Origin of the sequence: Flavobacterium rarum (SeqCode) (assembly GCF_965234445.1) — a bacterium.
Lineage (GTDB): Bacteria > Bacteroidota > Bacteroidia > Flavobacteriales > Flavobacteriaceae > Flavobacterium > Flavobacterium rarum.
On sequence record NZ_OZ248479.1, the window covers coordinates 61,089 to 76,204 of the forward strand.

Sequence of the window (15,116 nt, forward strand, 5' to 3'; positions counted from 1 at the left end):
ACTCTTTTTTAGTTTTTTATTTGTTTAAAAAGCCGCTATTGTCCCTGAATGACATAGCGGCTTTTTTATGGGATATGATTTAGTTTATAGAATAATTTCAACTAAAATTGTTACTCCTCACTTTCTAATTTCTCAATATCTAAATCGGTCAGATTTTGAACATTTCTTGTGATTTTTTCGATGTCCCAATTCCACCATTTTATTTTCAAAAGTCTTTCGATAACATCGACAGAGAAACGTTTTTTTATTTCAGTTGCGGGATTACCTCCAACTATAGAGTAAGGTGCTACGTCTTTGATTACGGTTGCGTTTGTGGCAATAATGGCTCCGTCGCCAATGGTTACTCCTGCCATAATAGTTGCATTGTATCCTATCCAAACATCGTTACCTATATGTATATCTCCTTTCTGAGGATATTGTTTCCCTTCCATTGCATCTTCCCAGCCATGACCGAAAATCGCAAACGGATACGTTGTTACAGCATTTGTCAAGTGATTCGCTCCGTTCATAATAAACTTAACATCGGAGGCTATCATACAAAATTTACCAATTATCAATTTGTCACCAACAAAGTCAAAATGGTATTTTACATTTTTCTCAAAGTTCTCTACATTTTCAAAATCGTCATAATAGGTGTAATCACCAATACTGATATTGGGATTTTTGATAATATTTTTAAGGAAACAAAGTCGGTTATAATTTTGAATTGGAAATTTTATATTTTTATCTGGAGCTGTCATTTTTGATTATTATAAAAAAATTGATTGAAAAAAAATTCTTTGCCATAAAAAAACAGTCATCTTCAGACGGTTTAAAATTCGATTGGTTCTCTGCTGGTATGTCTAACTCGCAGAATTCTAATTTGTGTGTCGGTAATTTTATACCCTACTCTATATTTGAATTTAACAAAAGCTCTAAAACTCCCATCATTATCAAACTTAAACCTATCTTGTTCATAAATATAAGGATTCGCAACTAATTCCATGGACGTTTTTAAAATGGCACTTTTAACTTCTTTTGCAAAATCTAGATTATCAACTGTTTTTAAAGAGTCATATATATCCTTTAAATGGTCTAAAGCGATTTTATCCCATACCAAAACTCTAATACCTACCATTCATTAGTGATTTTATCTACTTCTTCACTTGAATAAAACTCTCCGCTTTCAATTCTCGAATTGGCTTGATTTAATTCGGTGTCATATTGTTCCAAAGATATTGGTTTAGTGCTTTTTTTAGAGTCTAAAAATTGCTCCAATTGGTCAAATAAAGACTCATCTACCTCAAATAATCTTTGAATAAAATTATATTTTCTTGTTGCTAAATCCATAATAAGACCAATTATATGTGTTTTACAAATATACAAATTCTGTTCTGTATTTATATTTTTTGAATTATTTACTTAATAAACAGCAGAGGTTTAAATAGTAATCAAGCTAATTTCTGCTTTTGAAATCTAAGATGTAACTATTCCTAAATAAAAACAGGAAAAAAGAAATATTGCATTTATACTTTGTTCTTTATTAAAATAAACCTTCTCGTTTTCCTTAAAGATCTTGGAATTGCATGAGGGATGGGCTAAGCTACCGAAGTAGCAGCAACAGCCCGACAGCATAAAGGAAAGGGGCCGACTAACAAGTACTGTAAGTTGGCCCCTTTTCTTTATGGTGACATGCCCACACGAGCTTTAGCAAACTGACGAAGTAAATTGCACTTCTGATTTAGATTTATGCTACGGTGCTTTCGGGTTTATCATCCATCCAAGCGACGAACAATTTGTAGCCGATGGAGAACACAATTGGTCCTACGAACAAACCAATGAATCCCGACATCATGAATCCGCCAATTACCCCTAGGAAGATGACTAACATCGGTACTAAAGCCCCTTTTCCTAGCAATAATGGTTTTAAAACGTTGTCAGATAGTCCGCTTAGGATGAAAAATATAGTTCAAAGAATGGCTGCTGTGGTATTGTCTAAGGAGAAAAGATAGGCGATTACCCCAAGGTTGATGATGATGGGGCCGACTTGAATTATCGACAGCATCAAACACAAAACGGTCAGCAAACCCGCAAAAGGAACGCCACAACCAAAGAGTCCAACCGCTTGAATTAGCGTTTGAATAATAGCAACACCCAATATTCCTTTGACAACCTGATAGACAGTGGATACCGAAATGTTCAGAAATTCTTCGCCAGAGTCACCTGCGATCCTCTTGATGAAATTGGTCGCCAAATTTTGAGCGCTGGTAGAAACCATTAATATTCCTGCAATGATAACCGAAAGAATTACTTGTAGCAATGCAACAGTGGAACTGAGAACGGTGCCGAGTAGTTTCTTGGATACTTCAATAATTTGCTCTTTGTATTGAAGTAGTCCTGTTTTTAAATCGGTGGATAATGAATATAGAAAATCGTATGCTTTATTCCCAATTAATGGCCATTTTTTGATATTTTGTCCTGGTGTTGCCACTTTTATTGTTCCATTCTCTACTCCTGTTTTTAAATCCATAACCGTTGACGATACTGAATCTACAAAGATTACTGTTGGTATAATGATAAACGCCAACAAGGCTACTGTAATAATGAAAGAGGCCAGGCTTTTGCAACCTTTTAATTTTTTTTGAAGAAAGTTGAATGCGGGATATAAGACTATTGCCAATATTATTGCCCAAAGAATTGGCATCATAAAAGGCATTAAAAGGGTAAAACAAAATCCTAAAATAAGGAAAACAAGCCCTAGTTGCAGAATGGTTTCAAAAAGCTGTTTGCTTTTGTTTTGGTTTGAATTTTCCATGAATAGTTATTACTTAATATTATGTTTCGCAAAAAAAATGTACTTTAAAAAAGTGAATTTAGAGTTTTTAATTACATATCCAATTAAAAGAAAACATATTGATAAGAAAGACTAACAGAATCGTAGTTTAACCCAATCTCTTTAAAAGTCCCCGTATTCATTTGTAATTTAACCGATTGACTCCTTGACAAAGGAACAGACCATGTAACACCAATTCTAGAGTTATTTATTGGACTTCCAGCAGGCAAATCATCAACAACCGTTTTACCTCCACTAAACCAGTTAATATTTACCCCAACCCACATTTGATTTTTAAAAAAATAACTAGAATGTCCTTGAAACGAGAGAACAGGATCTTGCTGTAAATCTTTATCGCCGAGAAATTCATTATTTTGGGTATAAAACCAAACACCAGAGTAGAATTCGGCATAAATATGTTTAAATCGTTTGGACACCCCAACTTCAGGCTTAAAACCCCAACGATTGGCACCGATATTCACCCTTTTATCAGCATAATAAAGTCCCGTAGGAACCGAAGTAACTAGACTTAGACCAAATATAGTTTTTTGTTGAAATTGCGCAAAATCCTTTCTAGCAAGTGCTGGTGAACCCAAAAGATTAATTCCAAGTCGGATGCGCATATCTCCAAAACCCGTTCGATTTCCGGTAACTTTCTCTCCGCTTATAGTAGCTTTTCCATCCATAATTACATACGGAAGTACAACTTGCACTCTAGCCAGTTTATCCATAAAACCAAAGGTATGCAAATACCCCACACCAAAATTATTGCTTGAAATAATGAAATCTTTAATAGGTAAATTAGGTTCCGAAACAACATCCCCCTTCAAAAAGCCATAACTTCCCACAATAACATTAGCTCCTTTGGGCATATTGGCATATACTCTTGGTTCAAGATCCTGCGCCAATGCAACTGCACCAAACCAAAAAAGACCAATACCAAAAAACAATCCTTTTCTAACACACGATAAATAAATAAAAAACATAATTCGTATTTTTAATATAAATAAAAAACAAAATGATTTGGGCGTAACCCCATTGAGCAAAAGGGGGCTACTTTAGACACCGCTTATTTGCCCCCTTTACTCAATGGGGTCGGGCTATCACGAGCGCTTTGGCGCCTTGCTCTATCCCTTACGCAGGATCGCATGTTTCAAGAAGTTCTTCATAAAAAAAGAAGAATACCAACAAAACAGATTAGAATAAAACCTAAAAAAACCTCAAAAAAATTTTGAGGTTTTAGTAGCAATTTTCTTTTCATTTTTAAAATCTATAACCAATACTGATGTTGTATCTAAAGCCTACAGCAGTTATAGATTGAACTCCTTTTCTCTCAACACCTTCATCTCCTGTAATTCCATCAATTCCTGGGAATTTATTTTTTATACCCTCAATGACCTTTTGATAAATTTCATTATCATCAAGACCAGGTAAGCTTCCGTCTAGTTTTAAATTAAATTTATATCGTGTTAACGAAGGACCAAACAATACACAATCCACAACAAATCTATCCCATAACACAAACTGATACCCCAATTCACCACCAACATTAGATAAGTTGAATTTTGAAGCAAGAGTAGCAGTACTAACAACCCCAGTATCTGGGTCGGTATGACTAATATCTCTATCTGTTCCGAAATTAAAATAACTTACAAATGGAGCCAAATAAACACCTCTAGGAGCGCTATATTTATTTACACTTCCCAAGTAAAAACGATACTCTGCACCTATCGAATATCCAGTTCTATCATTTTTTTTACCAAAATCAGCATCTAAACCAAGATCTACTTTTACTATTGGAAACTCCTGATAACCAACAAACACATTTATACTTTGATTTTCCTTTATAATTCTTTCATACGAAAACTGATACGAATTATCATAAAGCAACATATTGGAGACATTAAACTTAACAGAGTTTTTAAATTCATTTGAAGCTCCTTGTGAAAAAACAGAAGAATAAATAAAGAAAAATGCTATAAAAAAAGGAGTCTTTCTAAGTTGATTTTTGGAGATTTTCATGTTTTTTAATTATATAAAGTTTAGGATATAATTTTAACAAATTTAACGTTTTTATTCTGTGAATAGAAATTTAAATTAATTTCTATTATAAAATTGAATTAAAACAGTACCAATTAACAATACTACTTTAAATAAAAGACTAATATAAAATTAAAAAAGAGTGTAACCCAATGATTACACTCTCTTAAAATTAATATAAATCCAGAATTTATTGCACTTTAGTCATATCCAATTCTCCAATAAAAGGAATAGCGTTTTGTATACTGCTTCTAATTTCGGTTTGTAAATAAATTTCGAGTTGAATGAATTTTGCTGCATTCAAAGCACCAACAGCTTTTTTTGCTTTTTCATAATAAGTTGCATAAAGCTTATCGTATGCTTGGTTATTTTTTAATGTGCCTTTAACAAGTCCATCTGCCTTAACAGCCGTCAAAGTTGTATAATCCGTTGCGTATTGATTGATTAATTGAACTTTTTCTTGACCCAATTTTTTTCTTTCTACCTCATAAGCATCGTACACTTTTGTAAAATCTGTCGCTTGAGTTCCGCTTAATGCCATGTACTGAGTCACTAAATCTGACTTTGATTTTCCATAAACTGATTGTACAATCTCAACATCTTCTTTTAAAGTAGATTGTCCAAATATTGTAGCCGAGAATGCTACTGCCAATACTAAAAATACTTTTTTCATATTTGTATTTGTTTTGTTTGTTAATTATATCAAATATATGATTTCTCTTTTAAAACAATTGCATTAAATTCATTAAAAAGTCTCTCCCGCATTTAAATAAAAACCTTTTGAATGATTCCCAACCGCATAATCCAAAACCAGATTGGTACGAGTTGCTTTATCAATTAAAAGTCGCAATCCAAAACCAATTGCAGGCTGTATGTGCTGTACTAGTTTGATATCCTTATTTTCATTACTTGCTGTTGTAAAGTTTGCAAAAACAGTTCCACTCAAAAGCTGATTACAAGTTAAAGGAAATCGTAATTCGGTTTGAAAATAAGCTAAACTATTTCCTCTAAACAGTCCTTGAGTATACCCTTCACCACTTCGACTGCGTTGATCCCATCCAATTGCAGGTAAATTTAAATACGGAACAGTTCCTTTGGTCACAAATTGACCGTATACCCAAAAACCCAAAACAAATTGTTCTTTTTTGGAATCCAATGGAAGAAAATATCTAAACTCTGTATAAAGCACATTACTAGAATTCTGTTCATTAAACAAACCCCAATTAAATCTATAGTTTATATTTGCAAACCAACCTTTTCTTGTGTTAATCTGATTGTCTCTAGAATCATAAATTAAATTTAGGCTTAAACCATTTACAAAATATTCTTTTTCATTGTAACCATATTGCTGACTGTAATTATAATGATTTGTATATTTTCCGTTGTCAACATCCAAGTTTTTATCAATTATAGCAGAATACCAATCCAATTCCATTCCGCCACCTATATAAAAATGATTTTTCACCTCCCAAGAAGCGGTCTGATGAAATTTAAAATAATTATAATCCATTGGTTCTTCAATCGATTCAATATCAAAATCCGGTTGTTTACTTTTTCTGGGTAGTATATTGGTTCCTAAGCCATAATTGGATTGAGTAAAAACATATAGTCTATAATCACCACTCAAGTACAATTTATTATCCTTCAAAAGAATATTATTTTTTACATTAACAAGTAACTGTTCTTTTGTGGTAAAAACAACTCCAAGATTTGCAGAAGAATATTTGTCTAAAACATCTTGTCCCTTAAAAGTAAATTGAGCGGTTACTCCATAGCTAAAACCTGTAGCTGGTTGCACTCCAATGACAGGAATAACAAGCAAAAAGCTATTTTTTATAGATTTAACAATCAACACAGAATCCTTTTTTTTGAACAATTCAAATACGGTCTTTGACGGACAAGAAACATCCATACTTGAATTTTCTTGAGCACTTATTGTAAATTGCATTCCGAAAAAGAAAAAAATGTAAGGAATTAAAAATTTAAACATAACAACTTTTACTTTTAGAATACGCTTATTAAATAGATTCTTATATTATAAAGATACACGTTTAAAATTGTTATTAAAATATAAATCCAAATTGATTTATTTAATATAAAAACAAACAGGTTCGTTCTTATATTAAAGAAGAATTAAATTGAAGTAGATTTCTATTGCGGAAACTAGATTTAACTATACAGTTATAAAAATGGAGTTATTTAAAGCGAAATGCATTAATAATAAAACTATTTTATTATGATTTTATCAATACTTCCACGGTAATTTATAGAATTACGATGAACAGAATTTATTGTTAAGGATGCATTCCCTTCAAAAAAAACAGTTAAAATGATAGTATAAGAATCTGAATTGTCTTTCACTTTTGCTTTTATAGTATAATCTTTTTTGTTTTTTGTGATAGAAAAATCTTGAACAGGACCTTTAAAATCCAAACCTCCACTGCCTCCATATCCAACTCCAGCAAAGGCACGTCCAAAATAAGGCATTTCACTAAAAACGGAATCATTTTTAATGCGTAAATAATTAGGATTTGAAACCATATCAATACTTCTAGTTCCCTGTGGATAAGCAGTTACAGCAACAAATTCATACTCTTTTGAATCAATAAGGGATTGAACTTGTTTTTGCTTTGCAATTTTTTTTTCTTCTTTTAATTGCTGTTTCGTTTTCTCTTGAGCAAAACAAAAAAACATCGAAAAAGACATAAATACAGTCAAGAATAAAGTTTTCATAAATAAATAATATTTGCTTTTTAATAAATCCAGATAGCTTTCGAGAAGAAATGTACGATTTTGACAAACATCAACAACAACTGTTATCTGGGAAAATTTATAAATTAATTAAAATTTAAAATTATAGAATTACTTTTTTTGATGGGTAAACCGCATCATTAAAACATTCCCAGTTAAAAAATTCAAGGATTTACCTTCATCAGTTATTGTATATGATTCAATTTTTGTTAAAGTATCCATATAAAGGGAATCACCATTTCCTTCGCAAGCCATCATGGTCATACCCATTTTGGCATCTTTAAAATTAATTTTGTCATTATTAACCATTAAAGTACCAAAATACTGATTGCAACTATTGTTCCCTGCAATTTTATTCTCTTTTAAATCAAATACTATTGTTGGTTTTTTATTAGGATACAAACCATCAAAAGCAATTCTGGGCCCTGTAATATAATTGAGTTCCCATGTTCCTTCTAGTGAAGCGCTTTTCATAACTGGTTTTGAAGATGTGCAAGATGAAAAACTCATGCAAATTAAAACTACTAACAAATTGATTTTCTTCATAATACTTTATTTAAAAATTTAAATTTCGTCTTGTAAAAATAAGAAATATTAATAAGAAAAAAAGGAGACGACAATCAAATTTGCATTATTAAAAGAGTATGATTATTTTCGTAAAAAGAAAAACAATTATGACACTACTAGGAATAGGATCTCGAATTGAACATCCTGAATACGGAAAAGGGGTAATAACCAATGTTTCGTCCAAAGAATATTGGGTGACATTTATAGAAAACGGGTTAGAAACTATCTCTTTAAATGAAGATTTCAAAGTAATTGAAGCTACAGTTGATGAAGTAGACACCGTTAGCTTTTCTGAAGTGGAACAGAGTTTAAGAGATCTTTTAAAAAAATGGTCAGATGTATCCGAAATTGTTCCTATTGGAGACAAGTGGAAAGGAGGTAAATTAATTTTGGAACCCGGACAAGTGGGATTGGCTTCAAAAGAAATACCAATTGATACCTTTTTTCATAAAATTATAATGGTTCGGGATCGTTTACGCGTTATGGAACAAAAAATAAACAGTAGTAAAATCGAAGAAATAGAAAAAATAGAACTGCAGCAATATTTAACTCGAATATATGGTAGTTTGACTTCTTTTAATGTATTGTTCAAATCGCCAACTAATCATTTTGTTGGAGAAAAGTCAAAATAGAAATTATATTAGCAGTACTCTAATTAGGAATCTAAGATATTAAGATTTAGAATTAATACCAAACACAAATATAAATAAACCCAAATACTTTTCTAGTTTGAAGTTTTTCTCTCAAGGGCAAAAGGGTTAAACTTTTTTCTCGCAAAGGCGCAAAGGCGCAAAGGTCGGACGAATCACTTTGCGTCTTTGCGAGAGTTTTAATTTAAAATATATGCGAGAATTTCTGATACTAATTAATGTATAAGCTTATGCAAAATATAAGCTTGTTGAAGTAACATATATATGTAACTGGTGTAAAAATAAACAGCGCCATTTTAATATCAATAAAAAGTTTATTATTCTTTTTGCTAATCATAGGTTTGTTAATTCTTAAATTTCTGGATAATCATTTTATCTTTTCATCAATTAATTTTGTATCATCATTTTTAAAATCTTAGATTCTTAGATTCTAAGAAGCTTAGCATATATTCATATAGAGTCACAAAATTAATTTTACTACGCTTTTTTATACGTAAATTTATAATCTATTTAAAATCATAAAAAAATGAAAAAATTGATCCTCACTGTCGTTATTGTTTTCGCAGTTATTATAGGCTGTAAAACCAGCGTTAAATCTAGTGATTCCAAAAAATTAAATTTAGTGTTCGAATCCAAAAGCAATAGCAAAGTTACTGGAACTGCCACATTTGTAGCAAAAAATGGCAAAGTAACTTTTGTTGCCAAAATTGCTGGATTACAACCCGGAATTCATGCTATACACATACACGAAAAATCGGATTGCTCTGCAGCAGACGGAAGTTCTGCAGGAGGACACTGGAATCCAACTTTTAAAAAACATGGAAAATGGGGCGAAGGAGAATACCACAAAGGAGATATTGGCAATTTTATTGCGGATGAAAAAGGCAATGGTACTATAACTTTCTCTACAAACGAATGGTCTATAGGTGGAGAAGATCCAACTAAAGACATCCTAGGTAAAGGATTAATTGTTCACCAAGGCGCAGATGACTTTACAACACAACCAGCTGGAAATGCTGGTGCTAGAGTAGCCTGTTCTGCTATTATAAAATAAAAAACGTTAGAGTTATCTTGAAACCGAAATAAAGAAATTTTCTTTCTAAAAAAAGCGGTTCTTGACAATCAAATTTTAAATACTTTTGGAGAAGAACGAAAAGGAACATCACTATTTTAAAAACGCTTCAGCTTGGCGAGACTGGTTGCACATCAATCATAATTCGTCAACTGGTGTGTATTTAATTTTCTACAAAGTAAACAGTCCATTCGAAAGCATGCGTTGGGAAGAAGCCGTTCAAGTGGCCATTTGTTATGGTTGGATTGATTCTACTGTTCGAAATGTTGATGAACACAGTCGAAAACAAATGTTTACCCCTAGAAAAGAAAAAAGTGTTTGGAGCAAACTCAACAAAACGTATATCGAAAAACTTATTGCAGACAATTTGATGCATGAAAGTGGATTGTCAAAAATTGAAAGAGCTAAACTAAATGGTTCATGGACTTCATTGGATGCTGTTGAAGATTTAATAATACCCGAAGATTTAGATCTGGCTTTTAAAAAAAATGAAATTGCTTATAAAAATTATCAGAACTTCAGTCCCTCTTATCGAAAAAGTTATTTGTATTGGCTCAATCAGGCCAAAAGATCCGAAACCAGGAACAATCGAATTACAATAATTATTGAATTTTGTGCACTTAATAAAAAATCAAGAGAATAATTTTTTTTTAAATTATAAGATCTATTAATCATACTTCTATCATATTAAAATTCATTACTATTGAAATTAAATGTATTTTATTTTAATAACAAATTCTTGCTAAAAAAAATTAGTTGTCAATTTTTAATTATTCAAAATTAAATTGAATTTTCACAAAATTAACTTTGATAATACATTTTATAAATAACCAAAATAGTAATTGATTCATAAAAAAACATAGCTTTGTAAAATCAAAACAAAGCTATGATTAACCCTTCGGCATCTGGTTGGATCGATAAATACTTTACAAAACTTCAGTCATCAGAAGATACTTTTTCTGAGACAGAAGCTGTGTATTATAAAAAATTAAGAAACACAGGATTCATTTATGGTCACATCATATCTTTTGACATTCCTTTTGCCATAGCAACCAAAGGTTGGTTTAAAGAAGAAATATCCAAAGTAGCCTTATTAAATGCTTTATATGGCATTTTTTGCATAAAAACAGATCAAAAAAATTCGGAATTATTCATTGAAAAAGCCAATGCGTTTTACAAACAAATGCATCCTGAAGGCTTTAGCATTTTTAAAAAAATAGCTTCGAAAAATTCAAATGCATCAACACTTGAAAAAATAATTAACGAACGTGTTCAAACAAACGAGAACATAATCAATAAAAATTTCTCTCATTTAGTAACCAATGCCCTTTTGTTTATTGATATTTTGGCTTTTCGCCAATATTTATTATATGGAGAAATTCCAGAAAAATACTTCAAAAAAATTGAAGAAACTGTTGTCAATATAGTCACACTTGCTTTAAAAATTAAAACTAACAAAACGCAATATGATGACTTATTAATTAAGTTATTTGAAGCTTCAATACGCTACAGTAAGTTTTCCAAAACTAATTCCATCACTCTAGAATCGATTGAACTTGAATATTTCACAGCCGAATTAGAAAAAAAATATTTAATAGACATGGCAGGAATGGCTTTATGGAGTGATGGAGTAATTGAAAATAATGAATCCTATTTTTTGCATACATTGTCTCAAACACTATCTATAGAAGAAGATTTTGTAACGCAAAGTATAACGGCAACAGACTCTTTTATAGCAATCCACAAAAAAGACATTCCGTATTTTAACTATTCAAATCCAGTTAAACATTTTTACGATCAAACGACACAAAGCGTTGTTACATTAGTATCAAGAAACAAAACCCGAATAGTGAAAGAGATTGTTCAAAGCAAAGAATTAATGCTTTTGCTCGCACATTCTACAAGAAGAGATCTAGATGAAAAAGAAAAGAAAAAAGTAAAAAAACAATTATTAGACATTTGCAAAACGGTCCCTTCCTTAACCATATTTTTACTTCCAGGAGGTAGTCTACTATTGCCTATTTTAATTAAATTTATCCCAACCCTTTTACCTTCAGCTTTTAATGAGAACTTGAACAATGATGATTAGTCATAAAAAAAGCTACCCGAAAGTAGCTTTTAGATTTAACCCATTTAATTATTAAAATTTGAGTTGATATACTCCATCTAAGTCTTTATCCGAACTAAAATTCACTCCCAAATCGGTAACAAAACCAGAATTAAGTCCATAAACCCAACCATGTAATGACAATTCTTGACCCGATTTCCAAGCAGATTGAACGATTGATGTTTTAGCAAGATCATATACTTGCTCTTTTACATTGATTTCAACAAATTTATTAAATCGCTCATTTTCATCAATTATCGAATCAAGGTAAACATGGTGCAAGCGATAAATATCTTTTATGTGACGTATCCAGTTGTCAATAATTCCAACAGATTGATTACCCATTGCAGCTTTTACTCCTCCACAGCCAAAATGGCCACATACAATAACGTGTTTTACTTTTAATACATTTACAGCATAATCTAGCACACTTAACATATTCATGTCCGAATGAATAACCATGTTCGCAATGTTTCTATGTACAAAAACCTCACCAGGTTTAGCCCCGATAATTTCATTAGCAGGCACACGACTATCTGAACAACCAATCCATAATAATGGTGGAGTTTGTCCTTTGGCTAAGTCTTTAAAATAGTCTGGATCAATATTCAATTGATCTTCTACCCACTTTTTATTATTGTCTATTATTTTTTTATAAAAATCACTCATTTTCGTTATTTTTTATTGGTGTATTTTTTTAAGTTAAATATAATGCAAGATAAGAGTATATAAGATTTAATACTTTGAAATCAGAAATTATTCTTTAAAATCTTCTATTACGACTGTCTTTTCAACCATTTCTCTTTTTACAAAATCGTAATGATGCTCTATAGTCACATGGTTTTGAGTTTCATCACTATTCTCTAGAGCATATTCTTTTTTAAATCCCTTAAGCTTAACCTTGATATTATCGTCTTTTGCTCTAGTACTTTTAAATTCATGAATTAAATCCAAAATATCGTGCGCAATATAAACCGTGTCATGAGCATTGATAATAACTTTACTATTCTCAGGAATATTTGCCAATGTCATTTTAATTGCAGCTTTATTCAGGAAAGAAACTTCTTGAGCCAAATCAATATGAATAATATCTCCATCAACAAACTCTTCTTTTCTAAAACTATATGCTCTTTTAAGATTTCCTCTTAATATAAATATAATACTAATTGCAATTCCCAAAGCAACACCTTTTAACAAATCCGTAAATACAACTCCTAAAAAAGTAGCAATAAAAGGCAAAAATTGATATTTGCCATAGTGCCAAAAATGCTTAAAAGTTGCTGGTTTTGCCAATTTATAACCAACCAAAATCAATACTGCAGCAAGAGTTGCTAAAGGAATTTTATTTAATAAAAAAGGAATAGTAATAACCGATACTAATAACAAAAAGCCATGAATTATTGACGATAATTTTGATTTGGCACCTGCAGCATTATTGGCAGAAGATCTCACAACAACAGAGGTCATAGGCAATCCACCCAAAAGAGAACTTATTATATTTCCTACTCCCTGCGCTTTTAATTCAATATTGGTATTTGTAAATCTCTTGTGAACATCCATTCTATCGGTTGCTTCGATACAAAGTAAAGTTTCAATAGAAGCTACAATGGCAATTGTCGCTCCAACAACCCAAACTTTCGGATTCATAATTCCTGCAAAATTTGGAGTAACAATAATCGCTTTAAATTCTTCCAAAGTGCTTGGAATTGGCAATGAAACTAAATGCTCTTTTTGAATAGCCAAAGAACTTCCAGAAGAAAGGAAAAACTCATTCAATAAAACTCCTACTACAACGGCAACTAAAGCTCCAGGAACCAATTTTAATTTAATTAAAGCTGGAACTTTACTCCAAATAATCAAAATTGCTATTGAAATTAAGGTGATCACAATCGCACCCAATTGCAGGTGATTAAAAACATTAAATAAAGCCGAAAAAGTATTATCATCAGCACCTTGCAAGAACGCTTCATCTCCTTCAAAATCGGCATCATAACCAAAAGCATGAGGCAATTGTTTCATAATAATAATGACACCGATTCCTGCTAACATACCCTCGATAACATTGGTTGGGAAATAGTTAGAAATACTACCCGCTTTTAAAAAACCTAATGCCAATTGAATTAGTCCAGCAATAAAAACAGCTGTTAGAAAAACATCAAAAGCTCCAAGATCTGTAATAGCTGTTAAAATAATAGCTGTTAAACCTGCTGCTGGTCCAGAAACACTTATGTGCGATTGGCTTAAATACCCAACAACTATACCCCCAATCACACCTGAGATGATACCTGAAAATAAAGGAGCACCAGAAGCCATTGCAATTCCTAAACAAAGTGGCAACGCAACCAAAAAAACGACTAAACCTGATGCAAAATCAGATTTAAAATAAGTAAAAAGATTTGTTTTTTTAGACATAATATTTTTTGTAAAAATTTAAAAGTAAATTTCCATCAATAATTTAATATTGCAATGGTCTGTTTTCAATGCCATTACACACTGATATTCTGAAAAAGTTAATTGAATTATCATTTTAAAATCCTTTTGGTAAATAATTTCCAGTTGCTTCTTCTAGTGACTAAAATTAGTACAAACTAAAGCTTCCTCGAAAATACAAAACGAAAATATTTTATATAGAAATAAAAATTTGACTACAAAATAATAATTCTCAATAATGAAATAAAAAAAAACTAAATAACGTTTGGTGGAGGGATAAATATAGTGGCACAAATTAAATCATGCTTGGATAAGTTTTCAAAAATTATAATCCCAGAATCCTTTTCAGAATCAAAAAAAGAGACTTCCAAAAAAGAATTGAAGGTATAATATTTTATTACATGTTTTACATCTTCAATAGAAGAGGTAGGTGAATTACAATCTTCGCATAAATCAACAATGTCTTTGTCTTTTTCCAAGTAAGCCACAACGGTTGGCGCTACTAGAAATAAAACAAAAAACAACAATACAATACTTGTAAAGATTTTCATAGCCACAAAAATAAAGGATACAAATTGAATTAAAAAAATTAATCCCGAAAAATTAATCTATTTTTAACATCTATAAAAAAAGCCTAAATGAAACAAAATCATTTAGGCTTGACATAAAAATTCATTAAAATTAAAT

The 15,116-nt window shown here is 31.1% G+C and carries 16 protein-coding genes and 1 pseudogene; 4 read left to right on the top strand and 13 right to left on the bottom strand.

The window, feature by feature from the left end:
- Positions 1 to 110: 110 nt before the first annotated feature.
- From AC8GF4_RS00225 to AC8GF4_RS00270, 10 genes and pseudogenes are all read right to left on the bottom strand, one after another.
- A complete protein-coding gene (locus tag AC8GF4_RS00225) occupies positions 111 to 740 on the bottom strand; it encodes a CatB-related O-acetyltransferase (protein WP_506591595.1) in 630 nt (209 codons plus the stop codon).
- Positions 741 to 811: 71 nt separating this feature from the next.
- On the bottom strand, positions 812 to 1,117 hold the full coding sequence (locus tag AC8GF4_RS00230) for a type II toxin-antitoxin system RelE/ParE family toxin (protein ID WP_506591597.1): 306 nt from the start codon (positions 1,115 to 1,117) through the stop codon (positions 812 to 814).
- Positions 1,111 to 1,329, bottom strand: coding sequence for a hypothetical protein (locus AC8GF4_RS00235; protein WP_506591599.1), 219 nt, complete (start codon positions 1,327 to 1,329; stop codon positions 1,111 to 1,113). The genes AC8GF4_RS00230 and AC8GF4_RS00235 overlap by 7 nt, the downstream gene beginning before the upstream one ends.
- Positions 1,330 to 1,726: 397 nt before the next feature.
- Positions 1,727 to 2,794 (bottom strand): annotated as a pseudogene (locus tag AC8GF4_RS00240) (AI-2E family transporter).
- An 83-nt stretch (positions 2,795 to 2,877) separates the two neighbouring features.
- Complete coding sequence (locus AC8GF4_RS00245) at positions 2,878 to 3,798, bottom strand: transporter (protein ID WP_506591601.1); 921 nt, start codon at positions 3,796 to 3,798, stop codon at positions 2,878 to 2,880.
- A 277-nt stretch (positions 3,799 to 4,075) separates the two neighbouring features.
- A complete protein-coding gene (locus AC8GF4_RS00250) occupies positions 4,076 to 4,834 on the bottom strand; it encodes a hypothetical protein (RefSeq protein ID WP_506591603.1) in 759 nt (252 codons plus the stop codon).
- A 208-nt stretch (positions 4,835 to 5,042) separates the two neighbouring features.
- Positions 5,043 to 5,525 carry a hypothetical protein gene (locus tag AC8GF4_RS00255; RefSeq protein ID WP_506591605.1) on the bottom strand — a complete coding sequence of 161 codons (483 nt, stop codon included), beginning with the start codon at positions 5,523 to 5,525 and terminating at the stop codon, positions 5,043 to 5,045.
- A gap of 72 nt (positions 5,526 to 5,597) precedes the next feature.
- Positions 5,598 to 6,842, bottom strand: coding sequence for a BamA/TamA family outer membrane protein (locus AC8GF4_RS00260; RefSeq protein ID WP_506591607.1), 1,245 nt, complete (start codon positions 6,840 to 6,842; stop codon positions 5,598 to 5,600).
- 236 nt (positions 6,843 to 7,078) lie between these two features.
- On the bottom strand, positions 7,079 to 7,585 hold the full coding sequence (locus AC8GF4_RS00265) for a DUF4251 domain-containing protein (protein WP_506591610.1): 507 nt from the start codon (positions 7,583 to 7,585) through the stop codon (positions 7,079 to 7,081).
- 129 nt (positions 7,586 to 7,714) lie between these two features.
- On the bottom strand, positions 7,715 to 8,149 hold the full coding sequence (locus AC8GF4_RS00270) for an META domain-containing protein (RefSeq protein WP_506591612.1): 435 nt from the start codon (positions 8,147 to 8,149) through the stop codon (positions 7,715 to 7,717).
- Positions 8,150 to 8,277: 128 nt separating this feature from the next.
- On the opposite strand from AC8GF4_RS00270, the gene AC8GF4_RS00275 reads away from it, so the two are divergent.
- The 4 genes from AC8GF4_RS00275 to AC8GF4_RS00290 all read left to right on the top strand — a co-directional run bounded on the left by AC8GF4_RS00275 (position 8,278) and on the right by AC8GF4_RS00290 (position 11,981).
- Positions 8,278 to 8,802, top strand: coding sequence for a DUF8685 domain-containing protein (locus AC8GF4_RS00275; RefSeq protein ID WP_506591614.1), 525 nt, complete (start codon positions 8,278 to 8,280; stop codon positions 8,800 to 8,802).
- Positions 8,803 to 9,346: 544 nt separating this feature from the next.
- Complete coding sequence (locus AC8GF4_RS00280) at positions 9,347 to 9,874, top strand: superoxide dismutase family protein (protein ID WP_506591616.1); 528 nt, start codon at positions 9,347 to 9,349, stop codon at positions 9,872 to 9,874.
- 85 nt (positions 9,875 to 9,959) lie between these two features.
- On the top strand, positions 9,960 to 10,535 hold the full coding sequence (locus tag AC8GF4_RS00285; RefSeq protein ID WP_506591618.1) for a YdeI/OmpD-associated family protein: 576 nt from the start codon (positions 9,960 to 9,962) through the stop codon (positions 10,533 to 10,535).
- A 243-nt stretch (positions 10,536 to 10,778) separates the two neighbouring features.
- Positions 10,779 to 11,981: an LETM1-related biofilm-associated protein gene (locus tag AC8GF4_RS00290; protein WP_506591620.1), complete on the top strand. Its 1,203-nt coding sequence runs from the start codon at positions 10,779 to 10,781 to the stop codon at positions 11,979 to 11,981.
- Between the two features lie 51 nt (positions 11,982 to 12,032).
- Here AC8GF4_RS00290 and can read toward each other — a convergent pair whose 3' ends face one another.
- The 3 genes from can to AC8GF4_RS00305 all read right to left on the bottom strand — a co-directional run bounded on the left by can (position 12,033) and on the right by AC8GF4_RS00305 (position 14,980).
- A complete protein-coding gene (gene can / locus AC8GF4_RS00295; RefSeq protein WP_506591622.1) occupies positions 12,033 to 12,668 on the bottom strand; it encodes a carbonate dehydratase in 636 nt (211 codons plus the stop codon).
- An 87-nt stretch (positions 12,669 to 12,755) separates the two neighbouring features.
- Positions 12,756 to 14,411 carry a SulP family inorganic anion transporter gene (locus tag AC8GF4_RS00300; protein WP_506591624.1) on the bottom strand — a complete coding sequence of 552 codons (1,656 nt, stop codon included), beginning with the start codon at positions 14,409 to 14,411 and terminating at the stop codon, positions 12,756 to 12,758.
- A gap of 272 nt (positions 14,412 to 14,683) precedes the next feature.
- Positions 14,684 to 14,980, bottom strand: coding sequence for a hypothetical protein (locus tag AC8GF4_RS00305; protein ID WP_506591626.1), 297 nt, complete (start codon positions 14,978 to 14,980; stop codon positions 14,684 to 14,686).
- Positions 14,981 to 15,116 lie beyond the last annotated feature (136 nt).